The 26,437-nt window shown below is 35.7% G+C and carries 29 protein-coding genes and 1 pseudogene; 8 read left to right on the top strand and 22 right to left on the bottom strand.

What is annotated here, in order from left to right:
- Positions 1-43 precede the first annotated feature (43 nt).
- The 6 genes and pseudogenes from AC1VU3_RS03280 to AC1VU3_RS03255 form a co-directional block, all read right to left on the bottom strand.
- Complete coding sequence (locus AC1VU3_RS03280) at positions 44-928, bottom strand: phosphotransferase (RefSeq protein ID WP_482982743.1); 885 nt, start codon at positions 926-928, stop codon at positions 44-46.
- A gap of 96 nt (positions 929-1,024) precedes the next feature.
- Positions 1,025-1,528, bottom strand: coding sequence for a GNAT family N-acetyltransferase (locus AC1VU3_RS03275; RefSeq protein WP_482982742.1), 504 nt, complete (start codon positions 1,526-1,528; stop codon positions 1,025-1,027).
- Positions 1,529-1,557: 29 nt separating this feature from the next.
- Positions 1,558-2,052, bottom strand: a complete 495-nt coding sequence (locus AC1VU3_RS03270) for a tetratricopeptide repeat protein (RefSeq protein ID WP_480388106.1) — start codon at positions 2,050-2,052, stop codon at positions 1,558-1,560.
- A 30-nt stretch (positions 2,053-2,082) separates the two neighbouring features.
- Positions 2,083-2,610 (bottom strand): annotated as a pseudogene (locus AC1VU3_RS03265) (GNAT family N-acetyltransferase); the annotation flags it as partial.
- A gap of 445 nt (positions 2,611-3,055) precedes the next feature.
- A complete protein-coding gene (locus AC1VU3_RS03260) occupies positions 3,056-3,541 on the bottom strand; it encodes a hypothetical protein (protein ID WP_482982741.1) in 486 nt (161 codons plus the stop codon).
- On the bottom strand, positions 3,542-4,849 hold the full coding sequence (locus AC1VU3_RS03255; RefSeq protein WP_480387873.1) for a tetratricopeptide repeat protein: 1,308 nt from the start codon (positions 4,847-4,849) through the stop codon (positions 3,542-3,544).
- A 423-nt stretch (positions 4,850-5,272) separates the two neighbouring features.
- Between AC1VU3_RS03255 and AC1VU3_RS03250 the strand changes: the two genes are divergently transcribed.
- The 3 genes from AC1VU3_RS03250 to AC1VU3_RS03240 are packed head-to-tail and all read left to right on the top strand — an operon-like array spanning position 5,273 to position 6,126.
- Positions 5,273-5,776, top strand: coding sequence for a sigma-70 family RNA polymerase sigma factor (locus AC1VU3_RS03250; protein WP_482982740.1), 504 nt, complete (start codon positions 5,273-5,275; stop codon positions 5,774-5,776).
- Entirely contained in the window at positions 5,769-5,951 is a 183-nt protein-coding gene (locus tag AC1VU3_RS03245) for a YvrJ family protein (protein ID WP_480387871.1), read from the top strand. The genes AC1VU3_RS03250 and AC1VU3_RS03245 overlap by 8 nt, the downstream gene beginning before the upstream one ends.
- Positions 5,944-6,126: a hypothetical protein gene (locus AC1VU3_RS03240; protein WP_480387870.1), complete on the top strand. Its 183-nt coding sequence runs from the start codon at positions 5,944-5,946 to the stop codon at positions 6,124-6,126. The genes AC1VU3_RS03245 and AC1VU3_RS03240 overlap by 8 nt, the downstream gene beginning before the upstream one ends.
- Positions 6,127-6,204: 78 nt before the next feature.
- On the opposite strand, the gene AC1VU3_RS03235 is transcribed toward AC1VU3_RS03240, so the two are convergent.
- Positions 6,205-6,375, bottom strand: a complete 171-nt coding sequence (locus AC1VU3_RS03235) for a hypothetical protein (RefSeq protein WP_482982739.1) — start codon at positions 6,373-6,375, stop codon at positions 6,205-6,207.
- Positions 6,376-6,553: 178 nt separating this feature from the next.
- Here AC1VU3_RS03235 and AC1VU3_RS03230 point away from each other — a divergent pair, with 178 nt between their 5' ends.
- The gene (locus AC1VU3_RS03230) at positions 6,554-7,486 is read left to right on the top strand and encodes an aldo/keto reductase (protein ID WP_482982738.1); all 933 of its coding nucleotides are present in this window, start codon (positions 6,554-6,556) and stop codon (positions 7,484-7,486) included.
- A gap of 17 nt (positions 7,487-7,503) precedes the next feature.
- Entirely contained in the window at positions 7,504-8,655 is a 1,152-nt protein-coding gene (locus AC1VU3_RS03225; RefSeq protein WP_482982737.1) for an acyl-CoA dehydrogenase family protein, read from the top strand.
- Between the two features lie 49 nt (positions 8,656-8,704).
- Here the strand turns inward: AC1VU3_RS03225 and metA are convergent, their stop codons facing one another.
- The 6 genes from metA to AC1VU3_RS03195 all read right to left on the bottom strand — a co-directional run bounded on the left by metA (position 8,705) and on the right by AC1VU3_RS03195 (position 16,011).
- Positions 8,705-9,613, bottom strand: coding sequence for a homoserine O-acetyltransferase MetA (metA, locus tag AC1VU3_RS03220; protein ID WP_482982736.1), 909 nt, complete (start codon positions 9,611-9,613; stop codon positions 8,705-8,707).
- 62 nt (positions 9,614-9,675) lie between these two features.
- Positions 9,676-10,440, bottom strand: a complete 765-nt coding sequence (locus tag AC1VU3_RS03215; protein ID WP_482982735.1) for a DUF7683 domain-containing protein — start codon at positions 10,438-10,440, stop codon at positions 9,676-9,678.
- A 134-nt stretch (positions 10,441-10,574) separates the two neighbouring features.
- Positions 10,575-11,045 carry a pyrimidine dimer DNA glycosylase/endonuclease V gene (locus AC1VU3_RS03210; protein ID WP_482982734.1) on the bottom strand — a complete coding sequence of 157 codons (471 nt, stop codon included), beginning with the start codon at positions 11,043-11,045 and terminating at the stop codon, positions 10,575-10,577.
- Between the two features lie 563 nt (positions 11,046-11,608).
- A complete protein-coding gene (locus tag AC1VU3_RS03205; protein WP_482982733.1) occupies positions 11,609-12,913 on the bottom strand; it encodes a hypothetical protein in 1,305 nt (434 codons plus the stop codon).
- A 356-nt stretch (positions 12,914-13,269) separates the two neighbouring features.
- Positions 13,270-15,492 (bottom strand): nSTAND1 domain-containing NTPase, encoded by a 2,223-nt coding sequence (locus AC1VU3_RS03200; RefSeq protein ID WP_482982732.1) that lies wholly within the window; start codon positions 15,490-15,492, stop codon positions 13,270-13,272.
- A 3-nt stretch (positions 15,493-15,495) separates the two neighbouring features.
- Positions 15,496-16,011: a restriction endonuclease gene (locus AC1VU3_RS03195; RefSeq protein WP_482982731.1), complete on the bottom strand. Its 516-nt coding sequence runs from the start codon at positions 16,009-16,011 to the stop codon at positions 15,496-15,498.
- A 583-nt stretch (positions 16,012-16,594) separates the two neighbouring features.
- Between AC1VU3_RS03195 and AC1VU3_RS03190 the strand changes: the two genes are divergently transcribed.
- Positions 16,595-17,830 carry an IS110 family RNA-guided transposase gene (locus tag AC1VU3_RS03190; RefSeq protein ID WP_482982730.1) on the top strand — a complete coding sequence of 412 codons (1,236 nt, stop codon included), beginning with the start codon at positions 16,595-16,597 and terminating at the stop codon, positions 17,828-17,830.
- A gap of 135 nt (positions 17,831-17,965) precedes the next feature.
- On the opposite strand, the gene AC1VU3_RS03185 is transcribed toward AC1VU3_RS03190, so the two are convergent.
- From AC1VU3_RS03185 to AC1VU3_RS03145, 9 genes are all read right to left on the bottom strand, one after another.
- Complete coding sequence (locus AC1VU3_RS03185) at positions 17,966-18,439, bottom strand: DinB family protein (protein ID WP_482982902.1); 474 nt, start codon at positions 18,437-18,439, stop codon at positions 17,966-17,968.
- Positions 18,440-18,625: 186 nt separating this feature from the next.
- Positions 18,626-19,270, bottom strand: coding sequence for an alpha/beta hydrolase (locus AC1VU3_RS03180; RefSeq protein WP_482982729.1), 645 nt, complete (start codon positions 19,268-19,270; stop codon positions 18,626-18,628).
- A gap of 330 nt (positions 19,271-19,600) precedes the next feature.
- Complete coding sequence (locus tag AC1VU3_RS03175; RefSeq protein ID WP_482982728.1) at positions 19,601-20,245, bottom strand: alpha/beta family hydrolase; 645 nt, start codon at positions 20,243-20,245, stop codon at positions 19,601-19,603.
- Between the two features lie 143 nt (positions 20,246-20,388).
- Positions 20,389-22,014, bottom strand: coding sequence for a ribosomal protection-like ABC-F family protein (gene abc-f / locus AC1VU3_RS03170; protein WP_482982727.1), 1,626 nt, complete (start codon positions 22,012-22,014; stop codon positions 20,389-20,391).
- Between the two features lie 108 nt (positions 22,015-22,122).
- Positions 22,123-22,248 (bottom strand): RAxF-45 family protein, encoded by a 126-nt coding sequence (locus AC1VU3_RS03165; protein ID WP_482982726.1) that lies wholly within the window; start codon positions 22,246-22,248, stop codon positions 22,123-22,125.
- Between the two features lie 70 nt (positions 22,249-22,318).
- Entirely contained in the window at positions 22,319-22,531 is a 213-nt protein-coding gene (locus tag AC1VU3_RS03160) for a hypothetical protein (protein ID WP_482982725.1), read from the bottom strand.
- A 205-nt stretch (positions 22,532-22,736) separates the two neighbouring features.
- Positions 22,737-23,129: a sporulation protein gene (locus AC1VU3_RS03155; RefSeq protein WP_482982724.1), complete on the bottom strand. Its 393-nt coding sequence runs from the start codon at positions 23,127-23,129 to the stop codon at positions 22,737-22,739.
- A 5-nt stretch (positions 23,130-23,134) separates the two neighbouring features.
- Positions 23,135-24,328 carry an AI-2E family transporter gene (locus tag AC1VU3_RS03150; RefSeq protein ID WP_480387860.1) on the bottom strand — a complete coding sequence of 398 codons (1,194 nt, stop codon included), beginning with the start codon at positions 24,326-24,328 and terminating at the stop codon, positions 23,135-23,137.
- A gap of 82 nt (positions 24,329-24,410) precedes the next feature.
- Positions 24,411-25,352, bottom strand: a complete 942-nt coding sequence (locus tag AC1VU3_RS03145) for an LCP family protein (RefSeq protein ID WP_482982723.1) — start codon at positions 25,350-25,352, stop codon at positions 24,411-24,413.
- 108 nt (positions 25,353-25,460) lie between these two features.
- On the opposite strand from AC1VU3_RS03145, the gene msrA reads away from it, so the two are divergent.
- Together msrA and AC1VU3_RS03135 are read left to right on the top strand one after the other, a co-directional pair.
- Positions 25,461-25,982 (top strand): peptide-methionine (S)-S-oxide reductase MsrA, encoded by a 522-nt coding sequence (msrA, locus tag AC1VU3_RS03140; RefSeq protein ID WP_482982722.1) that lies wholly within the window; start codon positions 25,461-25,463, stop codon positions 25,980-25,982.
- A 147-nt stretch (positions 25,983-26,129) separates the two neighbouring features.
- Positions 26,130-26,411 carry a hypothetical protein gene (locus AC1VU3_RS03135; protein WP_482982721.1) on the top strand — a complete coding sequence of 94 codons (282 nt, stop codon included), beginning with the start codon at positions 26,130-26,132 and terminating at the stop codon, positions 26,409-26,411.
- Positions 26,412-26,437: the final 26 nt, after the last annotated feature.

Here is a 26,437-nt window from a genome sequence, read left to right as displayed (position 1 = left end):
GTGCTAATTGTAAACAGATATTTTGGGAAATACTAGGTCCAATTCATCTGGTTTTTGTATACCATTTAGGAATGAGCCGTTGGAAATGCTCAAACTGCTCCAATGTAAATTTGGTATACTGTTGGAACTTGTCCTTCTGCTCCAATGCTCCAATATGACCCCAAACTTCAGCAGAAACGATATGGATGGCTGCATATAGTCGGTGTAGTTCCCAAAATTCTATTGGGATAGGCTGATAATGATGATAGCCGTCTACTATTCCGCAAGCGAAATCTCGACTTTGCTGTACCGTAAAATATTCTAGCTTATAAAATTCGTTGATCGGATCCCCATAGGTTATTTTTTGAAGATCGATTAATCCGGAAAATTCCATACCATTAATCAGCACATTACCTGGATGAAAATCATAATGCTGTATAGCACTTGGACGATTGGCGAGTAACGAAATATTTTCATCAATAAAAGGCAGGACGCTTTGATAGCTAGGGTTATCGCTTACTATGGATTCAAAGCTGAGTTTGAGTCTATGGTATCTTTCTGTCCATCTTTTATCCCAAGCAGGATAATCGGAAGGAGCAGCTATACTATGCATATTTTTTAATGTCTCACCGACCTGGCCACCAATTCGATATTGATCTGCAGCCGCCAATTTGGGTAAAGCCACTTCCGCGTTTTCACCAGATAGATAGTCAAGAATCATATAATTATTCCCTGCTACTTCTCCTACCTCATAGACAAAGGGAATACGAGGATCCATCTCATGCACTTCATTGATGAGATTAGCCTGCTGTTTAATTGTTTCTAAGCTGTTTGGCGTTATCCGAACGAGATAAGTATCATCGACTATCCATTTTTCATCGTTCGAATAGCCCGTTTCAATTTTTTTATAGTTGCTTTTCCCTTGAAGCATTGGTATATGTATATTCAACCTCGCTCCCCCTTATCTATAATCACTATTCTATCTTCCATAGAAAACGGCAGTATGATTTCCCGAAAGAAAACTACTGCCTTTTACCTTTTAAATTTATAATTTTCTATCTAGACTTTTAATAGCCAACATCGAATGATCTTGTATGATACCAGTATCTATAAAACCAAATGACTCGTATAATGCTTTAGCTATGACATTACTTGTGTGATAAAAGAGGGTGACATAGTCCGCTTCCCCATTCGGCTTAGCTTCTATTTCTATCAGCATTTTTTCAAAAGCAAGTTTGCCATATCCTTTCCCCTGAAAACGCTTATCTATCATCATATGCCAAATAAAATAGCTCTTCTTCCCATAAAAAGCTTCCTTTTCAAATGATTCATGATCCAAAGTGTCATAGATATACATCAAAAATCCAATCGCCACTTCATCAGCATAAACCCCATAAGGAGTCGCTGGTATATCGTCTCCGTTTAACATATGAGCATCTGCAAAGCTTTTGAGATTAGTCGTTGTTATAAAGTCTTCCTGGTTTTCATCCACTTCAAGTGCTATTACTTCGTCTATGTTATCCCCTGTTATTTTCCGTAATTCAATCATGTTCTTCTCCTCTTCTAAATCAAGCTCTACTAATCCCAAACATTATCAAGCTTATCGGCATAAAAATGGATGGCTTTGTGATACTTATGTATTTCCTCGTCGTTAGAGGTTGTGGCTATCGTCTTTAATAGAATTTCCATCGCCATGTCTGCTTTTTCTAAATTATAGTAGGTCATCGCCAAAAAGATAGGGATGACTTTATTGTTTGGAAACTCATGAATGCCTCGTTGAAGCACCTGCTGTGATTCCTCGTATCTACCTAAAGTTCGATAAGTGCTTCCAAGGCCAACCAGTGCCCCCTCTAGCTCATTCCTCGGTAATCCAAGCTCTATTGCCCGTTCATAATAAGGGACAGCGCTTGCCTCTTCCCCAAGCACGTCAAAGCTCCAGGCACATTGATAATGTATAGAGGCATTGGTAGGCTCCTTAGCAGCCAATTGTACAAGCAGCTTGTTCGAGCCTGCTAAATCTCCTTCTGCTCGTAAAGAGAGTGCCTTATTAAGCTCAAGATCTTCCTTTCGGATGAAAGCGGAAACTTGATGAACCACTTGCAATCCAACCGATTTATACAAATGAATAGCAGCAGATTCCTCCGCACCGACAGATAACCTCACAGTATGCTGGCCCGATTGATAAAGAAAATAGAGTGCATGCTCGAGAAGCTGTCTACCAATCCCCTTTTTTCGGTAATCCGGATGAACCGCTATATACTCGACGTGTCCTTCTCCATGTAACGAATCCGACTCGACATAAACATAACCCATCAGCTTTTGCCCATCGGTTAATATAAATAACTTATGTTGCGGGTCATCTAGTCTTTCCAGAATCATCTTTGCAGAATAGTAAGTCCTTGGGAATTCGGTATCGTGGAGATCAACAAAAGCTTGCTTTACTTGTTCTTGATACTCCTCGATGCCATTTGAATACGATTGTAGAAAAGTATGTATCTTTGTCTCTAATATGAGGCTGTCTCCTTTCCAAGAAGCACCAATCTTTTGAGCAAATTCAATGGCAGCACGGTTCTCTATATTAATGAAAAATTGGTATGTATGGATTTCCGGTTTTCTTAGCTCCTCCCACATGTCTCTCGCAATCTCTTGATAGATGTATGCTTCATCTACAAAAGGTCCCCATACTTCGGCTATTCCATCGTATTCATCGAATCCAAGAAAGCCAATAATTCGGTCGCTCTTCTTTCTGACAGCTATACTGTTACCGGAAAAATCCTCTTGTAAACTAGAAAGAATCTCCTCCTCATTCTCTCCACAAAAGCCAATGTGAGAGGTGGAAGAACTATTCATCTTGGCAATAAACCTAGATAACTCCTCTGCATTATATTTCTCTATCATCCCATGTCCCCCTTGCTACAAAACAATTACTTCTAGTATAAATCAAACGATGTCAAAATACTTTAAAAATTGTCATTTATATATAACTAATGGAATAAGCTCTATAAAATAAGAAATCCCATCCATTTCTGGACGGGGTTGTATAATATTATTTTGAATGATCCACGACGAACATTACTTAAGCGAAAGGTTTTTCAATAGAGGTTGGTCTTGGCACCTCGTCTTCAAAGGCTACCTTATCAAAAAAGGTTGGTCTTGGTACCTCGTCTTCAAAGACTACTAAATCGTAAGCGGTCGGTCTTGGTACCTCGTCCTCAAAGACTACTAAATCAAAAGAAGTTGGTCTTGGTACCTCGTCCTCAAAGACTACTAAATCAAAAGAAGTCGGTCTTGGTACCTCGTCCTCAAAGACTACTAAATCAAAAGAAGTCGGTCTTGGCACTTCGTCCTCAAAGCCTACTAGATCGTAAGCTGTTGGTCTTGGAACCTCATCCTCAAAGCTTATTAGATCAAAAGAAGTCGGTCTCGGTACCTCGTCTTCAAAGCCCACTAAATCAAGAGAGGTTGGTCTTGGAACCTCATCTTCAAAAGATAGCATAGAGGAAGAGCCAAAGCTAAATGTTAAAAAAACAGCCGAAGTTGTCAGAAAGAATGTTTTTTTCATTTATAAATCCTCCCATTTCATAATTGATTTTTGTTTAAATAAAATCTCATTTGCTTTTTGATAACACAAGTTTGCAGCCTTGAACTTATTTTTATTAAAATAAAAATTTGCCAAGAGAATGGAGTATTTTTGTATATGCCTATCGTCGTGGACAGATTCAAAATAAGAAATACCTTTTTTTAACCATTGTTCTAGTTGCTCAGACTGAAGATGCAATTCCTTATATATATGAAAATGATAGGTGTATTTCATGGTTTCATGTGGCCCATCATTATGTATACTACGAATACTTTCTAAGCCTGTCTCACACCAATGAAGGACCATTTCTGAATTCCCTTGTTTGGAGTATTCTTTGATAATGGAAAAAATGGTTATGAGATAGCCAATTGAGTTAGGATTGTTTTCCTTGTATTCAAGGCTTTCTTTAAAAAATTCTATGGCCTTTATCGGATCACGTTGAATGGAATATAGAGCTCCTAAATTTTGATAAATCATCCCATTATATTGGGGAAGCTTATAGTCAGCAGCCAATTTTTTAGCAAGGTTATAATATTTTTCCGATTCTCTGTAATTTTTCATATTCTTATAGGAGACACCCATCACAATATAGCTGTCGATTGCCCGCTCAAACAATAAGTGATCTTTATAAAAATTCTGAGATTTCGTCGCATAATGTATGGCGTTAAAATATTCCTGCTGTTTAAAATAGGCAAGACTTAATACATTGTAAAAGTCTGCAAGCTCCCATTCCTCATAATAAGAATGGTTCATGATACTCAAAGCCTTTTCTAGCTTTTGAAGGGATTGCTCGTATTCACCGTTAATATGATGATAAATCCCAAGGTTCAAATACATGATAAATTTTTGTTTATCATCGAATTCCTCTTCCATCTTTACGAGCACCTTATAATAGGGCTGTAAGGTGACGACCTCTTCATCCAAAATTAGAATTAACCGAAACATGTATAAATTATAGCTGTAAAAGTTTTTTAGATTGGAAAAGTTTATTTTTCTAATAGAATATTGTTCGAGCGTTTCTTTAATGTTCGAGCGGTCGCGTTTAATGATGGCATCCCTGTAATGACTATATAGGCTTTCAATTAACTTATACTCATCCTCTGCAGAGATGGTTTCAAGCTTGATTTGTAGTTTTTTTAGCAATGGCTTGACTACTTCCTCACTTGGAACTGTAAAATTATTTTCAATTTTACTTAAATAAGACGTTGAGCATATTCCTTCAGCTAATGTTGTTTGTTTTATATTTTGGTTAATCCGCTCCTGCCTGATGATAAGTCCTATGCTACTCATGAAAGCCGCCTCCTATGAAAGTAATATTTATTTATAGAATCTTCTATGAATATAACATATTTCCTTCAATTTTAATTCTCCCTTCTGAACCAAAAGAATTATGAAATAGAACGAAAACACGGTTTTATCGACCATTTGTAAAATTAGTTCACTGCATGCAGGAAAGTTTTCCTCAAAACCTACTGATATCTTCAAATTCGACATTCAATTTCACAACTTAATGTGTTTTCTTTTTATGTATATATTTAGTAATATTTGGTTAATAACTCTTGGTATTTTACTTTTATTTGAAATTTCTGGGTAAGTTGTAAATTTAATAACTTTTTGTCCTTTATATAATAAACCTACTTTTATTCAAGCTATCACATAGCATGTTCACCGGACACAATTTATTGACAGCATATGGTGAAAGGAGTGATCAAAATGAGTAGTGATAAGCAAAGAATAATTGATGAATTTTTAAGTTATCCAGATAACCAAAAGCTCTATGATGATTATTTGGATAGCCACTCTGACGACTTAAAAGAGAAATTGGACAAAGAGTTTAAAAAGTTCTATCAAAATATCCGCATCCTTTCTTACGTAATAAAGATGCTTCATTACGAAAGCAAGAGGCTAGATAAAAAAGAACGAGATTACAGAAGAAAAAATGACTTGACCTTTGACCTATATTCTGAAAACTTTCAAATACCCTATGCCGATTTAATCAATGAGACCGACGATATAAGTGAAGTAATAACCTCTGAAAAATTGTTCCTCTGCATTCAAAATCTCTCCCAGAGACAGAAAGATATATTATCCCTTGTTTATATAAAACAGTTAACTGATAAAGAAATTGCAACAGAGCTTCAGATTTCTCAACAGGCCGTCTCTAAGTCGCGGAAGAAAATTCTAGAAATCATTCGAAAGGAGCTTTTATATGATTGATGCTAGCAATATTGTCCAGCTAATCGGTAATTTTGGTTTTCCTATTGTGATTACGATTTACCTGTTACATCGCTTTGAAAACAAATTAGAATCGCTCCGAAGCTCTGTCCATGATTTATCCGAATCCATCAGCCAAGCGACGCCTAAGAAGAAAGGAGGAAAAGCGAATGGATGACAAGGATATCCTAAAAGTGATCAGTCAGCTGGAACCAAAGCTAAAAAGCGTACTGCTTCAAACGAGTTACGAGCATAGAGAGGATTTAGAGCAGGAGCTAAAGGCACGAATCATTCATATTATTAAAAAGAAATTTACAAAAGATGTACCTGGATTCTTTGATATGAAAGGATAGGATAGGCAATCATACCATTATTGATTCATAATCCATAAAAGCTGTGGCGGCCTAACTGAACTTCGTCACAGCTTTTAGCTATGAATACGATCTAACGATATGGACAACTAAATCATTGACAAACGCAACTAAATGAAGCGAAAGTGCAACTAAGCTATGCATAACCGCCACTAAATCAAACCTCTGCGCAACTATGCTCTCCCAATTCGCAAGTAAATAGCTAAGAACCGCAAGTATTACCATTTTCACGGAAAAAATAAACTACTCACTTTGTCCCCCACTGTCTACTTCTCCTATCCCCCTTCCCCAATACACCATAAGACACGATTACCAAGCTTTCTTCCAACCAATCACATCACATTATTAGTAGCTTTATAGAAATATTGGTAAGATGTTTATATAAATCTAAAAGGAGTTGTTTATATCTATGTCTAAACAGATAGAACTAGGTAAAAGCGGTTTGTATGTCAATCCGATAGGTCTTGGTACAAATGCAGTTGGTGGACACAACCTTTTTCCAAATCTCGATAACGAAAATGGGAAGAATATCGTTCGAACAGCTATTGAACATGGTATAAACTTTTTAGATACTGCGTACATCTATGGACCCGAAACATCGGAACAGTTAATAGGTGAGGTTTTAAAGGAATCAGGTAATCGTGGGGACATTATTTTAGCAACAAAAGGTGCCCATAAGCTAGTAGACGGCAAAATAGAAGTTGATAATTCTCCTGCTTTCTTAAGGAAAACAGTGGAGGATAGTCTTAGAAGGCTCCAAACGGACTATATAGACTTGTTTTATATTCATTTTCCAGATGAAGCCACTCCAAAGGATGAAGCTGTAGGGGCTCTGCAACGATTAAAAGAAGAAGGAAAAATTCGTGCGATAGGTGTTTCTAACTTCTCTTTAGACCAGCTGAAGGAAGGAAACAAGGATGGCTATATCGATGTGCTTCAATCAGGCTATAACTTATTTAAACGTGAGGCCGAGGCTGATTTACTTCCTTACGTAAAAGAGCACCAAATATCCTTTATTCCCTACTTCCCTTTAGCTTCAGGTCTGCTAACCGGAAAATTTACAAAGGATAGCACATTTACCGATGGGAGAGCTAAAAACCCACTATTCCAAGGAGAGAACTTCATACAAAATCTGCAAAAGGTTGATCAATTAAAGGAATTAGCTGCTGAAAAATCAGTTGGTGTCGCTAATATTGTACTAGCATGGTATTTAACACGTGATACGATTGATGCGGTTATTCCTGGAGCGAAGAAGCCACAACAAGTACTCGATAATTTAAAAACGACAGAAGTTACATTAACAGAATCTGAAGTAGCTTTCATCGATGATATTTTTCAATAAGCAAGGACGGTGCATGTATGAATATGTTTGTAAAAACCAAAGAACAAGAGGAATTAATGGAGCTTTTGTCTCCATTAATCCCTCTCTTTCAGCATAGAGAGCCCCACTTGGATAAACTCGGCTCCTTCCCTTTTGCAGATTTTGAGGATCTGCGAAATATCCAATACCATACGCTGACCTTACCAAAAGAACACGGTGGTCAAGGGCTAGGCTTATACGAATATATCTTAGCGCAAGAGGCAATATCAACTGGTAGTGGCTCCACTGGTTTATCAATCGGATGGCATAATGGAATCATTCTGGAGTATGCCGAGAATAAGCATTGGAACCCACAAATCGCTTCCTGGCTTCTACAAGAAATAAAAAATGGAGCAATTATAAACAGCGCTGCGACGGAAGAAAATGCAGGCAGTCCGACAAGAGGTGCCCTACCTAGAACAACAGTAAGAAAAAATGGAGATAAACTTGTTATTAATGGAGAAAAGACCTACACCTCGGCTGCTCCTGTGTTAGATTACATATTGGTCACTGCCACAAACGAAGACGATGAGGTTGTCATCGTGATTGTCCCAAAAGATGCAAAGGGAGTCACGATCATCGAAACCTGGGATATGCTTGCGATGAGAGGAACTGCTAGCCATACCTTACTTTTAGAGGACGTAACCGTTCCTTCCTCCTATATCCTAAAAAAGTTAACAGGAAACGAGTCAATATCGAAAGGCTGGATGCTGCATATACCAGCATGTTATTTAGGGATCGCAACAGCTGCTAGTAATTGTGCTGTGAAGTTTGCCGCTTCCTATGTGCCTTCCTCTTTAGGGAAGCCAATCATAGTAACTCCTAATATCCAAGGAATAATCGGAGAAATGGAGCTAGAACTACAAACTGCACGCCACATGCTTTATGGTACCGTCGAACGCTATGAGCAAGCGGCAGATAAAAGGAAAATGGGTGAAGCGCTAGATATTACGAAGATTGCGGTCACTAATGCTGCTATTCGAGTGGTTGATTTAGCAATGAAGATTGTTGGCTCTAGAGGACTTTCTGCCTCCCACCCTATGCATCGTTACTATTTAAATGTTCGAGCAGGCCTATACAATCCGCCTATGGAGGATATGGTTAAAGCAAGACTGACAAAAGAGCTAATAGATAGCTTACAGGAAGACTAGTCTCTTCAAAAATGAAAAGGCTCCCTCTCTTTGTGAGAAGGAGTCTTTTTTAGCGCCACATATAAGGAGTTTCCTGATACACATAATAATTGAGCCAGTTCGAAAATAAAAGATGGGTATGTGCCCTCCAAGTGTTCATTGGTTTATTGTGAGGGTTATTGTTAGGAAAATAGTATTTTGGCATATCAATCGCTAGTCCCTTGGCAAGATCTCGGTTATACTCATCGGCTAAAGTGTTTGCATCATATTCTAAGTGGCCAGTCATGAAAACTTGTTTTTTATCATCAGAAACTATCAAGAATACTCCCGCTTCCTCGGAAGATGAAATTACCTTTAACCTTTTCTCCTTTTGAATGCTCTCCAGCTCTATGGTAGTATAGCGGGAGACTGGTGCATGAAAGCAATCATTAAATCCTCTTACCAGTTCATCTGTCCCCATTAGTATCTGGTGCGTAAAGACTCCGGAGCATTTTGCAATCAATGATTGTTTATTGATACCAAAATGGTGATAAAGAGCTGCCTGCGCCCCCCAGCAAATATGTAAGGTAGATGTCACATTCTTCGTGGTCCAATCCAGTATCTCTTGCATCTCCTGCCAATAATCCACTTCCTCAAAGGCAAGCTGCTCGACCGGTGCTCCAGTAATAATCATCCCATCAAATTTTTTGTATTTTATTTCAGAAAACGTATGGTAAAAGCTATTTAAATGAGATTTACTTACATTTTTTGAAACATGGGTGGCAGTCCTTAAAAAGGTAGTATCGACTTGCAAAGGGGTGTTCCCGAGCAATCTAAGCAACTGGAGCTCTGTCTTTTCCTTTTCAGGCATCAGATTCAAAATAAGAATAGAAAGCGGCCGAATGTCCTGAGCAAGAGACCTTTCTTTCTCCATCACAAAAATATTCTCTCCCCTTAACGTCTGTATAGCCGGCAAACCTCTTGGTATATTAATAGGCAAAGTAATCCCCCCTAATGATGAACTCTAACGACCAAAGCACAAGCAAAACCTGCTTTAGAAGTTTAACGCCCTCCCCAAAAACTATACTTGTACTTAGTGAAATCCATTTTATGCGATAGATGTTCTTGGAAGAACTCTCTATACTCCTCCGTAATAGTAAATGTTCCAATAACGGGATGCTCACTGGATAAATGAAATACTTTTTGAAATTTATCCAGAGGGATATCTACTAGCTCCTCTTCTCCCACTATAAATTTTTCATTGAGTAGGCTCCATTGCATAAATCTAATTATCTGTTCTTCATCGATATAATAAGGTGAGTTCATTGGTTCAGGAAACAGTCTATTATGGAGACCGAATGCAACTGCTGACGAGCAATGAATTGAAGATCCAATATACATATAGTAATCCCAACCAAAATGGATAAAAAACATATCTTTGTGGTACAACTGGCAATCCAATAGCCTTCTTAAAACCATCTTACATATCAACGGGATTTCCTCTAGAGTAACAAGCATATCCTCTTTTAAATCTAATTGGTCGAATGAAGACTCATATAAACTAGATTCCTTATCCAACCATGTAGTAGAGAGCTGCAAAATCCTCAATGTGGCTAAACCACTTTCCTCTAAGAATTTTAGGGCAGTATGGATATAGGCTTCTTCCACTTGAAGGTATTCACTTAATGTAAACTCTTTTCCATTGAACGTTTTACCGATCTCTGAAGGACAAGTCCACTCATCTATTAAAGTGTAATGACCATACTTGTCTCGATTTACTGGATTGTATTTGGTTACTCGCCACTGGTATTTGATAGAATCAGGCAATTTATTTCTCCTTCGTAAGAAATGATGATTTTATGCATTTTACCATAGTTCCAGTAGTAAATGTTGGTCTTTGACACATTTCGTGGGAATATTTAAAAAATGGTTTGGAGGTCTCCAAACCATTTTTCATACGTCTATTCTACTGAATCTACGTAAAATTCTGCTGCTCCCCTATTCGTCCACTTTGGAGCTCTACCCTTACCTGTGTCGTCATCCCACTTCTGAATAAGCTTTTGCTGAAACAACATACTCACATTGTCAGTTGTACGGATGCAATCAGGGCTTTTTATACTCCCTGAAGCATAATAAGGAATATAATCAGGAGAAGTGTCCGCTTCCTTCATTTCTTGAAAGTAAGGCCAATATTGATGTGTTTTATTGTAACGGTGCTCGTATTCCTTACAGGAGGCTAATCCATATTGTATTAAAAAAGCGGGAAAATCCTTATAATGCTTCGAAACTGGATGATTTGCATAGCCGGACTTCTTTCCCAATGCAATATCAAGTAGTATTTTGCATTCCATTACCTGCTTTACAAGTCTCCGATCATCGAGACTTTGCACGGACTTTTCAATGTCTTCTTCATATGGCAAAAAAATATTCATTTTTTGTTCCCTCAGTTTTAATATTTGTTTTGTACTTTCAATAAGTGTAAAGATAAAAATTAATAAAAGCTTTTTCCGTAGTTTTTCTAAGTTTGTTCTAAATTAAACACGGTAAGTCCTAGGTAGAGTTAACAATGATTTATATTTATAAGATTTAGTTTACATAATATTATTATCTTATCTTAATTTAGCAGATAGAAGTCAAATCCGAGTGTCCAATAACATTATAGTTGGTAACTCCCAAATTCAATAATAGCCAAGAAATACGGTTGATACAAAAAAATTTAACTTACATTATAGTTGGTAACCCATCTAATCATATTTTAAGGTATTTACATTATTGTTAGTAACTCTAATGTATTCTTTAATGTTACGATTTACCATGCAAGTACATATTGATTATTTCGGTAGGTGTTAATTCAACATTTACTATAACTTCTATCTTTTTAAAAATATATCCTATTTACCAATCTTAAATAAATAGGATTAAAATAATTAAATATCGGTAGTTCTAATTCAAAAGTGAGTAGGTTAAATCCTCCATTTATTATTTTCCTATTTTCTTAAAAAACAAAGTTAGAGTATTCAGAGTAATCTATTTCATCTTTAAATGGACGCATATCAATCATTTTTTTTAATAAACGATTATCTTTTCTAGCATCCCTTCTTCTACTAAGTTGGTTGTTTTCATTAATTGCTGTGAGAATTTTTTTAAATTGTTCCTTAGTATATATTTTTCCATAAGGAATTATATAATCCCGGAAATTAAGATCTCCATCAATAAAACTACAACTCTCTTTAAAACTTATTATAAGGAGGTCTAAAAATTCCTTTGTTACTCCTTGTTCTTCGGAGAGATTAAACAATAGTTCAGTTTCACGAGCTCTCAAACGTATCATAAAACTTGCATTTTCTATTCTAGTTTTTATTTTTCCTAAATGTTCTAGTAAGGAGTCTGATAAAAAAACACTATTAGCAAATAAGTTAAAGTCTTCTCTTACTTTATTGTGTACGATCACTTTAACCGTTTCATCCAGATGTATATATGTAGCAGGGTATTGTGACCAAAAATTGAGCATTATATTAAGAATCTTAGGATTTTCTAAATTAATATCGCTATAATAATTCTTTTCACTCTGGATTAATGACACAAAGGATGTTCGTTCTTTATTAAACAAAACTAACAAGGCTTTATAAATAATAGTTCTGTGTTCATTAGTTTGAGCATCTTCTAATTTAAAGGAAAATTTCCAGAGATCCCTAAATAACTTCTGTTCTGTAGGCTTGTTAATATTACGTAAATACTTGCTGGTTAAATATCTCTCCAAATCAATTTGCATTACTATTTGTCCGTCAATCGAAACCAAATCTGTTAGAAAAGTACTTATGATTTTATTGGAAAGTAAAGGTGACTTGCAAAGTAGTCCATCTAACATATTTGCTATGTTTGCACGGACTGTCTCCTTATTTGGTTTTACCAACATATCTAGCTCATCTAGAACAGGATGTGCAGAAAGGTGACGATTATCTCTGAGATATGCTAAATTAAGTTTATCTTGAGGTTCCAGTAAATTTGTTCTTGTGCTTACTTCGTCTATCAGTGTTTTTTCCCATTTAGGATTTGTCGGATTTTGTCCTTTTTCCTCTTTAATTTTCGTTAAAATTGATACAGCGGTGGTATCAAAATAGCGATCCGATAATTCTTGGAGTTTATAAATAAGGTCACAAATGACTACAGAATATAACATTACTACTGCTGAGCGATAGTTTCCATTATGATAGGAGCTCAATACTTCATTAAAATATTCTTTAGTCTTATGATGATAGATTCTTTCAGATTTATATTCTATTGAATCTTGATAATACATAAAATTATCTCCATTTCTAAAATTAAAAGTCTATTTTATTTCATACTCCTTTGATTATAATAAATATAAAATTAAAAGCAGTGCCAGTTTATACATATACGGTTTTTCCTTTGATATAATGACCTCACTTACTTATGGTACAGTTCATCACAAGTAAACCTAAGCAACTTATTAGAAATATTTTGGCAACATCAAGATTTCTAATATATAGATATATTAACATAAATACCCAATAAAAATACCTCCCAAAACTAGAGAGGTAATTTTAATAGTCTTTATTATAAATCAAAATTCTTCAAATCTCTTTAAGATCTTATTATCCAGATTGTTATCCAAAAAGTGAAAGAATGAGATTTTTAATCTATACTTTGAATTTGCTCATCTGCCCATCTAAGCCACTTAAGAAGTGCCAGTCCCGTTCGATTCTTAGAATTATCCTTCCAAACTTTATTCAACAAATCACTAACCATAACACCTACGGTCTTTGCGTCAGGTAACTCTCCATTTTCTTGCTTATAGTCTTTAATTAATCCTATTGTTTCAGTTTCTTTTACTCTTATAGCTATATCCATTTTATAATCATCTAACATATCATTAACTACAAAATTGTCTTCATGTTTATAGATCAATCCCAAGGATTTCGCAACAGTAATAGCATTTCTTAATCCTCTTATAGTCAATTGCTTTTCAGAACTATTTCCACTTTTTATACAATCAATTAATTCTAGAACTCTTTCCGCAGGTGCAGATGCTAAAAATGGATGTATTCTTGCGTTTACTCTGATTTTTCCTTGTGAAGTTAATAGTTGAGAAACACTAAGTGTCTGAGTCTGACCAATCAAATTATTTTTTAGATTTGCCCCTTCAACCTTAATTATTTGTAGATTAAGAAACCAATTTAATATTTTTGATTTATAACTAGCTACAGTTTTATCAGAAAAATCGCTATCTTTATAAATGTCGCCAACAACTTTATCGAAAATTTGAACATCTATCGTAAATTCTTCACCATACATATCTATCAAATATTGATAAACTATATGATTTTTAAAGAAATATAATAATGTAGACATTGCTTCAGAGTCATTTGCCTGAGAAAATTTTATTTTGTCATTAAATCTAGATGCATTTCCTATAACTACCATATCTCTAATTATATTATCTGTAGCCTTTATTCCTATTGAAAGAGAATTTGCTATTTCTTGAACACTAATTTCTGGATTAGCGATAAGCAACTCTAATACATCTTTATATCTATTAAAGTTTGTTTGCGGCATATAGGTCATTGAAATTTTCGGTACAGATCCACTTAGTACATAATCTCTAAATATATCCCAATATAAAATTAATTTGTGACCCTTTCGGATAATTAATCGCTTATTTAATAATGAATGTAATGTTTCAGCACCAAAGTCTTGATCTATTTTGAACATATCAATTGGTGATTCAGATGCAATTTTTTTCAAACAAGCTAATTCAGAAGTAGATAATTCACTTAAATCCTTTTCAAACAATTTCTCAATATCTAATCCCTTACCCACTATTTCACTTTGATCTATACCTTCTTTTATCATTGAAAATACATGAATGCATAGTTTCTTAAGTAACCAAGGGTATCCCTGACAGTGATCAATCAAATATTTCTTTAAGTTCGGATTTAATTTTTCTCCAATCTCTCTTGAAAATATATTAAGTGCTTTTTGCATTTCTTTATTTGAAAATATTGTTAATGGGAATTCTCTTCTCTTATCAGATAAACTTTGCCACATGAAATACGCAGGATGTTCTGTCGGAGTTGAACCGTCAGTTTTCCACGCAAATCCTAAGATTAAATTTTCCTTTGCAGCATCAATCGCTAGAGCTAACTCCCTGATTCTATTGAACAGTTCAGACAACTCAACTTTAGAGAAAATCTCTTCAAACTGATCGAAAAATAAAACTATGGTTTTATCTTTTTCTTTCAATTCTTTTAGAGCTTTCTTAAAAGCATCTCCACTTAAAGGATTTATGGTATTATTTACCAAAAAATCATCTTTTGTATCTGTAATAAAACCCTTTTTAACAGCTATTTTAAAAGCATTTAATAATGCAAATTCACTATATCTTTCTGAAATAGCAGTTCGAACATCTACAGCGTGAATGAAGTATCTATTTTTAAAGTGTTTTGTTTGAGATTTGGAGACCATCTTCAATAATAAGGAACTTTTCCCCCAGCCAGATGGAGATTTTATCGCTACTAATCGAGTACTGGTATTTTCATTTATTACTGATTCAAAAAACCCAAAGGTATCTTTTATTAGTTCTTCTCTTCCAACAAAATCTTTTGGTCTTGAAGGTCTGTAGTCAGCCCACTGATCCCCGCCTGTTACTGTTGAAATATTTTGTATTTCATCATTTATTTCTTTTAGGACATCTTTATTTCGAGGATTATTCTTATGCTTTTTATTTAATATTTCTAAACCAGATATCGATGATTGTAATTGCATTATGTTTGTAAGAGTTTTAATATCTTCAATCAACTCTCCTGTTTGTGCATCATACAAAAGTGCCCCAAATGGAACACCTGCTGAAACATGCATAATTTAAAAAGCCCAAATTCTTCCAAACTCAGTTATTAATAAAGATTCTTCTGCTGAATATGTTAAATCAACTTTTTTACTTATGTTTTTAGGATTAAGTATCTTTCCAGAACTAACTAAGACATCTATTAAATTCTCTGACTCATAAACATTTAACTTTCGTCTTTCATCAGGTAATTTTTTTGTCCATTCATCCCACAGGCCTTTAGCATCCTTCCCTAATGGACCTGTTGTAAATAGCCATCCTGAACTGACTCCCTTCATATATACATTACCTAATAGTTTTGTTAATACATCTGCCGATAGATTACTGTTGTGTGCTTTACATTCTATAAATATTTCCTCATTTGAGATTTTACTTTTGGCTAATAAGTCAACTTCCATTCCTGTTATTCTAATTTCTTCGACAACGTCGTATTGTAATATATTTAAAACTTCTGAGCTTAACTTTTCTAATAATCTTCCCTTAACAGTAGTTGACGATGTGTCGGCTACAATTACTTCTAAACTGTATGTCATCATCTAGAACCTCACTTATTTCGAATAAAAAATATTCTTACTATACATAGATAATAACATATGATTATAACATTTTTCCTTGTTTTTAAAAATTACCATCACCTTTTAAGCAAACTACTTTTTAGCAGCTTAGCAGTTAATTTCAAGACTTAAGAAGATGAAACGGGAACCATATTACTAAAGGGTTCGGTTGATGGGGAGAAAAGTGAAATTAACAACGTAAATCACAGGTTAATCAACATATATTCAATAATGAAATAGTCATATAAAAAATAAGAAAAGCGCTCAGAAATTTGAGCGCATTTTAGCATATTATTCAACTATCCTTATTGAACTAAAGCCCCCGATCGTATTATAAGGTCAGCCAGAGAAATCTGGTTGACTATTTTTTATTCAATTTATAGATTGATAGTAGCCGGGGTAGAACGGACGCCCCCGTGGGACTTGATCCCGACAACTAAACTGTTCGCCCTCTACTTGTTAACACATGATTAGGCTGGTTGGGACATGGTGATCCCGTATAACAAGCGAAGATATGAATGACAAGGTAGATAGAGTTACTACGTTTAGGAGGAGATAGTTTATGAATCCAGTTGTTGGTCTGGATGTCGCAAAAGGTGAAAGTCAGGTTCAAATGTTCTTGGATAAAAAAATGCCCTATAAAAGCAGTGTGAAGGTTGAACATACGGTGGAGGGTCTAGAAGAGTTACACGCTTATTTACTAGATTTAGAACGTCAGACAGGGATGAAACCACCAGTTGTATTGGAATCAACGGGTCACTATCATGCGCCTGTTGTTCAGTTCTTAGAAGGCAAAGAGTACATTGTCATTATCGTTAATCCGTTAGTATCTTATCGAGCTAAAAGCTCTAACTTACGAAAGACAAAAACTGATGTAATAGATGCCTATCATTTAGGCGAGCTGTATTACAAAGAGGATTTAGAGCCTCAGAAAAAGCGTGGGGTTCAGTTACTAAACCTTCGGCATTTGACAAGGCAACATGAAAATATGACAGGTATTATGGTTCAAACAAAGCTTCAATTTCAAGCCATCTTAGATCAAGTATTCCCTCTGTACAAAGGAGTTTTTGGTGATTTATACGCCGAGGTTTCCTTAAAGACCTTACAGGCCTACCCTACCTCTGAATCCATCCTAGAATCAGGTGTAGAAGAGATTGCACAATTTATTGATGCGCACTGTAAGGCACGTTCGTCTAAATGGGCGATTGAAAAAGCCGAAGCATTAATCCAAGCTGCAGAACGTAATCCATTTAGATCAACGCTTTATCAAAGCCTTTTAATTAGTTTAAATATGTATATTGATTTACTTCAAGCGTACCACCAACAGCTTTCTACGTTGGAGCGTGAGATTGATGAGTTAGCGGCACAACTTGAAGAATATGAATTACTCCAATCAATTCCCGGTGTAGGAGAAAAAATCGCAGCCACGATTATCTCAGAAATCGGAGAGATTGATCGGTTTAATCATCCAAAAAAGTTAGTCGCCTTTGCGGGACTGGATCCAAGTGTGTTTGAATCTGGTCGTTTTAAAGGCACGAAAAATCATATCACGAAACGAGGCTCTGCAAGGCTTCGCCATATGCTTTTTACAGCAGTTCGCTGTTCCATTCGAGATAGCCGTAAAAAGAAAACAACGGATGAAACCATTGCGCGAAATAAGCGATTAAGAGACTTCTACGATTTAAAACGTGAAGAGGGCAAACCTTATAAAGTAGCCATTATCGCATGTGCTAATAAGCTTTTACACTGGATTTATGCGATGTTAAAAACAAAAACACCGTTCCAAGAAACGCTTTAGTAACAACTTTTTCAAATAAAACAAAAACCTTCCAAATTAGATTCGGAGGGTTATTTGCGTTGCGCATTTTTAGTATAGCATGAAGTAATTTTTATTTTAAAAGATTTTTATTGACAATCTATTAGCTGGTTTAGTTCAATAAGAATGAATTGATTTTAGCTCTCTGCCTACAAAATTAGAAGAGACAGGTTGTAGTTCCATTTCCCTCGACCAAACTGAAAGTTGACCGATATGATGAATTTCGTGTGCAATAATATGGTGAATTATATCATTCACAGCGTATTTTGTTTCATCCCAAGGAACAAAGACGCTCTGTTCCCTTAAATCAGAGGTGTTTCTCAAAAATTCGGCTATTTCATTCCGTAATTTATCTGAAAGAGTTTTAACCTTTTCAAGTGTATTATAGTCTTCAAACTGAAATACTACATCCTCTTTCCCTTGAATACCTCGAACCCAACTATATTCCACATCGATTACATGGAAAAGTGTAAATAAAATATTTCCTACTCCGCCAATACGGTCTTTTAACAACTCTTTAATTGTTAATTGATTACACCAATCAAACCATTCATCTCTTACTTGCCAGTTATATTCAAAGAATTTTATTATTTTGAACACCCCTAATTTAGCTTAATACAATATCTTTCGCTGTAAAGTAATTATTTCCTTCTTCAACTTACCTGCCCCATTTCTACAATAAGGAATTCAACAAAAAAGAGCATTAATCCTCCTTGGATCAACGCCCCTGTTACTTTAAGTGAATTAAATCACAAATAGTTATAAATAAAATTATTGTTATTTGGAATTAATGGTTTCATGGATTTTTTCCATTACCCTCGATAAAGCTAAAATTGAATTTGTTGTTTCAAATTCCCCAACATCTAAGGAGTGGTTTGCGTTATGGATAACATCAATCTTTAAATTAATTTCACTTAATTGGTCAATTTGATTTGAATTGTAATGAGCGTCTTCATCTCCGATAACTATAATTCCTTGATGTTTACTATTCAAAATAGAATCAAAAATCGCATCCAACTTAAATAAAGGAGTGAGCAAAATCATTTTCGACTTTAAAAATTTCTCTTTTCCCATTATGTCATTCGCAATAGGAATTGTACCGAGTGATTTGCCTAAAAAAATCGACTCCTTGTATTGACCGTTATTAAGTACATCTGATATTACAGGGTTAATATCATCCGTCATTGTTTGTGATATTTCTTTAAGAGACTTATTCAATAAATTTTCTCCATAAGAATAATGGATATGGACAATATCAATTTTATTTTGAAGCATTGCCATAGTTGCATAATAAAACAGGGGTTTATCGTAATTGTAACCTGAACCAGAAAACATAAAGCAAATTGTTTTGGACCCTGTTTCAATATGTGTATAACTAATTGATTTATTATTTATTTCTATTTCTTTTTTATTTCCTTTCATCATTTCCACCCCATCTCACTAAATTTTTAATCCTTATTGAACAATCCTGCTCTGTTAGTTTAAGAACAGCATTTCATTACCTTCGATATTTCAACATAGATTCCTTATATTCTTATAAATTTTTTCATTCTAATATTCATAGTGAGGATTGCCCTTGTTTGGTCTCTCCGTTATAAAAAGCCTTGCAATTACATTTTTAACGGGTTCGGATTTGGAGTACAAAATTAAAAATAATCATTTAAAAAGAGGTGCATTTAGCACCTCTTTTGCATTAATTTTAACAATCTAATTAGCATACGAATCGGTTAATTTTGATACTATTTGATATCTCTAATTAGAATTGATGGTTTCTTGGATTTTTTCCATTGCCCTTGATAAGGCTAAAATTGAATTTGTTGTTTCAAATTCGACAACATCTAAGGAATGATTTGCATTATGTATAACGTCAATCCTTAAATTCAATTCACTTAATTGGTCAATTTGAGTTGAATTGTAATGAGGGTCTTTATCTCCGATAACTATAATTCCTTGATGTTGACTATTCATAATAGAGTCAAAAATTGCATCAAACTTAAATAAAGGGGTGAGCAAAAACATTTTCGACTTTAAAAATTCATCTCTCTTCATTAGTTCATTCGCAATAGGAATTGTACCGAGTGATTTGCCTAAAAAAATCGTCTCATTGTATTGACCGTTTTTAAGTATATCTAAAATTACAGGGTTAATATCATCCATCATTGTTTGGGATATTTCTTCAAGAGACTTATTAAATAAATTTTCTTCATATGAATAATGGACATGAACAATATCAATGTTATTTTGAAGCATTGCCATTGTAGCATAATAAAATAGGGGTTTATCGTAATTGTAACCTGAACCCGAAAACATAAAGCAAATCGTTTTGGACCCCTTTTCAATATGTGTATAACTAATTGATTTATTGTTTATTTTTATCTCTTTTTTATTTCCTTTCATCATTTTCCCCTCCAAATTCTTTTTTTATAAAAGGTTCAAATCATATGCGATTTGAACCTAAAATGATATGTTATTTAAGTTTTTGTACTCCTAATCCGAACCCGTTATTACATTTTTGCAAGGCTTTTTTGTATTTAGACCGTTTATACAGTCTGCTGCATTTTTTCCTTTGCCCAGTCATATGGACCCTCAAAAGTAGTTAGCTTTCCTTCTTGGAGCCAAGCAGTTCTAGGAAATAGCTTATTCAAGAAATACCGATCATGAGAGACAGCGAGTATGGTACCTTGGAAGTCGTCCAATGCCTCTTCTAGTACCTCTCTAGATTCAATATCCAAATGGTTCGTTGGCTCATCCAGTATCAATAGGTTGATGTCCTGATGCATCAGTTGTGCTAAGCGAAGGCGCATCCTTTCTCCTCCACTTAAATCTTGGAACCTTTTGAATACATCAGGTCCATAGAACATAAACTTGGCCAGTATATGCCGTGCATCTCCCTCTGTGACCTCTACCTCGTCACGAAATACATCGAGCACACGCTTCTTTGGATTTTGAATGTCTACATGCTGGGAAAGAAACCCTAGTCTAACATTGCTACCTAGCATAGCAGTTCCCTCTGTAATCGGCAGTTGTCCTTGAAGTATTTGCAGGATTGTAGATTTACCAGTTCCGTTTCTCCCTACAATAGCTAATCTGTCCTTCCAATAGACATGAAGAGAAGCGACATTCAATATAGGCTGCTCTCCATAGGAAAAGCTGGCATCTATCATCTTCACAACTTCCTTACCACTGCGGGGTGCTGCCTCGAAGGTTAAGGCCATTTTTTGGGGATCAATCAAAGGCTTCCGAACCTTGACCATTCGCTCTATCGCTCTTTCCATATTTCTGGCTTGGCGATGAAGACCTTCATTAGGAGGTACCGCTTCATTTGCCCATTGCTTAAGACGTTTAATCGCTTCCTGCATTTTCTTAATTTTTTTCTGTTGCTCTTCGTATTCCTGAAATTCCCTTAATAGTTTTTCTTCCTTTTCTTTTACAAAGGAAGAATAATCACCATGATAGACGGTGATCTCTCCGTCCTCTAAATCAGCAATTTTTGTCACAACTTCATCCAAGAAATAACGATCATGTGATACTAGGAGGATTGTTCCGTCATAGTCACGCAAATATTTCTCTAGCCACTCCACTGCCAGTACATCTAGATGGTTCGTTGGTTCATCGAGCAACAAAAGATCTGGTTTCGTAAGTAGCATCTTTCCAAGCATAATTTTTGTTTGCTCGCCACCGCTTAGCTGGACGAATTCTTGCTCCACAAAATCCGACAGTTCTAAGCCATTTATTATTTTCTCTATTTCGCTTTCGATTACATATCCACCTTCATTTGCAAATTGCTCTTGGAGGTTTCCATATTTGTTTAGGAGTTTTTCAAGCTCTGATGGATTAGCCATCGCCATCTTTTGTTCCAGCTGCTTCATTTGAAGTTCAATCATTTGAATTTCTTCGAAAGCACCCTTCAAAATGTCTAGACCTGTTACATCCGTATCGTAATTAGGAATTTGAGCCACATATCCAATTTTCGTACCCTTTTTAAAATGAATACTCCCACTATCCACATTTTCGATACCGGCAATTAATTTAAATAGCGTACTTTTGCCAGTTCCATTTCTTCCGACCAAACCAATTCTATCCCCACTCTTTGCTGCAAGAGACAAGTTTTCAAAGATAGTGTTTCCACCTAGCATTTTACTTATATTATTTATTGAACATATCATTTGTATCGCTTCCTTTTCCTAGCTGGAAGCATTTTTCTGCATACAAAAAGACTGCCTGGTAAGCAAGCGGTCTTCACACGTGTAGAAAAGATGGCTTATCAGCTGTTTTTAATGATGATTTATTTGCTTAAAAAAGGGCAGACAGGTCCCGTTGACAGCAAAATCATGCATAATCGCACAATTAATAGAAATAAATTCCAATATGAAACTATGCGATATAACAGCTTTCTTCATCCTTCTACACCTCCGATCCTAAAAAGTACTTACATCATATCACATTTCTTTTTGTGTGACAATTCCGATTTTATTGATAACCGTCAAAAGTCGGATCGTTTGTATGCTTTTCACGATTGCCTATATCATTTTCCCTGTTTACTTCTTCGTTGCCCCCCACATTGTCAGCATCCTTCCCATTCAGCTGTATTTCCTCGTTTGGTGGTTGGTTGGAGTTCCTATCTACTCCACACGCTGTAATGAACAAACAAACAGTTATCATAAGCATTAGCAGTTGCTTCATTTTAATCACCTCTTGTGTTAGGTTGCGAAGGATAAGGATATTTATCCATAAAAAAGGTCCGTCTGAAAAGACATTTTGAGACGGACCCTTTGCGACGAGGATGGTGGCATTTTGATGCGACCACCGCAGGAGCAATGCAACGTAGCAGATATCTTTAAAAAAAGGAAGGGGATGTCCCATAAGAAAAAACTTATGAGACATCCCCTTATTCCTCGATATCAAAATAAATTTCACCCTCGGCCTGTAGCTCTTCCCCGTTTTCAAAATAAACGGTAGTACGAAGTATAAGCTTCACGAACTCATCCTCACCCTCAGGAAGCCAGCGCTCATCTGGCATTATTTCAAACGGCATCATTTGTGTGTCCTTAGATGCTACTCCGCCTACAAGCTCGAAGGAATGCTTGGAAACAACCTTTTGCTCTCCTTCTGTCATTTTAAAAACTTCCAGCTTAATCGTATCGATACTATCCGACTCATGGGCTCCTTCAATATATATGGTTCCAGAGAGATTAATTCCATGCTCGATGAACGGATGGTCCACCGTGGTTTCTATCGTCATTTCCCCTACTTCGATACGAGATTTAAATTTATTGGCCATGCTTCTCAATCCACCTTGTGATTTGTATACTCATAATGATTTTCTATAACAGGCTCAAATTTGTTATAACGTCTTTTAAATAACATATACAAATGTGTAACAATTACCTTTAATATGGCGTATCCTGGAATCCCTAAAATTACACCAGGTACTCCGAACAGTGCCCCTGAGGTAATAAGCACAAAAATGATAGTAATAGGGTGTATATGTAGGGATTTCCCCATGATTTGTGGGGAGATAAACTTCCCTTCGATTAATTGCACAATGGTCCAGACAATCGCCAAGCTTACAAGCATTAGAGGCGAGGAAACAAGTGCAATGATTGCAGCAGGCGTTATGGCAATCACAGGTCCCAAATAAGGAACCACACTTGTCACCATCGCAATAACCCCTAACAGTAAAGCATAATCCATTCCAATAATCGTGAATCCGATGTAAATCATCAATCCAATACACATGGAAACAAGAATCTGTCCTTGAATATATGAACTGATTTGACGATCGATACTTCCAAATACCTCAGATAAGTCATTTCTCATTCTAGGAGGGAAAAGCTTAATTACGTAAGCAGGTAGCTTTTCTCCGTCCTTTAACAAATAAAAGACGATAAACGGAACTGTTACAATCGCCAGAACAAAGCTTGCCAAGAACCCAACTAACGAGGAAATACCTGATGCGATACCAGTGAATGTATCTTGGAAAAATCCTCCCAGCTCTCTAGGGAGATCATTCAATATAGTTGTAACGTCACTTTCAACTTGTAAATAATACTCACTAATGAAAGAGGTTCTTAAAAAACTATCTAATAAATTGATAAGCTGAACAAAATAGTTCGGAAGCTCTTCTGTCAGCTTAAAGAACTGACTCTTCAGAAATGGGAAAACAAGGAAAACTAATAGAGTGATTAAGCCTGCTAGAGCGATGAAAATAATGAGAATACCCCATACTCTGCGAATCTTTATTTTCTCTAGCAGTTTGAGTAAAGGTCTGAGCAAATAATAAAGGATGACCGCCAATATACCAGGCAAAATAACATTCCCTAGGAATACGGTTAGCGGAACGAAAATAAAAGATATTTCATCATATACCCATATAACTAGCCCTATTAGTAATAAAAGAAACAATGTAAATACAGTATTCTTACCGCCTAGAAATTTTATGTATCTAGTTGAAAAAAAAGACGATTTCTCTGGTTCCAAGTTCTCTTACTTCCTTTCCTGTTACTTTTCTATTTTAAACTAGGAAGAAGAAAGATAACTTTCTTCCTCCTTAGAAAATAGCCTATTTATCTAAAAAATCATGTAAAGCAGCACTGTTTTTTTCTTTATCGATTACCATAACAGAACCAGCATGACTATAGTTTTTGAAGCTGTAACTGCCTTCTATTGGTAAGGTCAGTTTATCCATCTCGACCTTCCCGCTAACAGCAACGTCTAGCACTCTCTTTATTTTATCAGTTCTTGTCATATCTGTTTCAATAAATCCCTCGGTAGCTCCTACGAATTTTGGAACGTTCTTTAAATTCTTCATGGAAAGCAACTCGTCTTTTAGAGCCTCTAATACGATTTGTTGTCTCCCAACACGACCAAAATCACCTTGCTGGTCAGCTCTAAATCGAGCATATCCTAATAATTCCTTCCCAGATAAATGATGTATCCCTTTTTTTAAGGTCACTCCAATATGCTCTGACATATCCTGTTCAACTTCTATTTCTACTCCATTGGGTGCAAGGATATCTACCATCGACTCAAAATTTTGGAAATCGATTAAGGCATAGTGATGAATTTCTATATCAAACATACCTCTTAAGGTGTCTGCAAGTAAATCTGCTCCATCAAGATAATATGCGGTATTTAGCTTATATGATTGGTAGCCTGGAATCTCTGCATATATATCACGCATAAAAGACACCATTTTTATATCGTTTTCTTGTTTATCCCACGAAACTAACATCATTGTATCCGTTCGGGACTTTTCTTCCCCTCTGGAATCAACTCCCAGTACGAGGATATTCTCTCTTTCTCCCTTCTCCCATTCATCCCCGTTAAAGCTAGCGACCTCTTTTTCTTGATCGCTCGCAAGCTTATACCCACTGGAATATTGAATGAAGGAATACACGCCAGCAAGGACGAGTGATAGGAGAATAATTGTTGTGATAACTCTGCCGACTCTAAGCTTTTTTTTCGGCTTATGTCTTTTTTGTCTTAGTTGTTCTTCTTCCATTGCTTCTCAACTCTCCTTTAATTATATAATAACGCATTTAAGCCAAATTTGTTTCAAAATCTATTTAACTAGTGGTAAAATCATTTTACTATATTAGGGGGAATGAAAATGTTTGAAAAAGCAACATTTGCTGGTGGCTGTTTTTGGTGCATGGTAAAACCATTCGATTCTTGGGATGGGATACATAAAGTGACATCGGGATATATGGGTGGACATATAGAAAATCCAACGTATGAGGATGTAAAAAAAGGGACATCTGGACATTTAGAGGTGGTGGAGATTCAATTTGACCCTGCTGTATTTCCATATGAACAATTGCTAGAGGTTTATTGGCAGCAGATTGATCCTACCGATGCATACGGGCAGTTTCATGATAGAGGAGAAAGCTATACAACCGCAATCTTTGTCCATTCCGAGGAGCAGCGTCAAATAGCTGAAAAGTCTAAGGCCGATCTTGCAGCAAGTGGAAAATTTTCAAAGCCTATCGTGACAGTTATCCGTGATGCTGAAACGTTTTATGTAGCGGAGGATTACCATCAGGATTACTATAAAAAAGAAGAAGCACATTATAAGGAAGACCGTAAAAATTCAGGCCGTGATGAATTTATTGAAAAGCATTGGGGCCAATAGTCAAGGAAAAGACAGGCTGTTAGCTTGTCTTTTTTTTGTTTGTACACTTTACAGTAAAGGTGCTAAACAAAAAAAGAACGACTAAGTTGCGTTTAAATTCATCCCACTTTGACGACAATGAAACAAATCGTCTTAGCGAGGTGTGACATGAATTTCCCGGATATACATACAAACTTTTGGGATGCAGTATTAGCTGTCCCAAGCGTGATGATTCTCACGCAAATTATCAAATTGTTTTTTCCAATCAAACGTGTATACGTACCAACTGTGGCACTTGTACTGGGCTTATTGATATCAATTTTTATCAGTCATCCCCATCATCTGTTCGCCGGGATTTTTATGGGCTGGTTTTATGGGTATGCCGCCATTGGGAATTATGCTGCGTTAAAAACCTCTATATTGTACTATAGGAAAAAGCATTTAAAATGATTACCCGAGTATTTAATTAGGCATTT

Source organism: Psychrobacillus sp. Z16_25, from assembly GCF_056856695.1.
The sequence above is the reverse complement of the archived record's forward strand: the minus strand, read 5'-3'. Positions and strand labels throughout refer to the sequence as shown.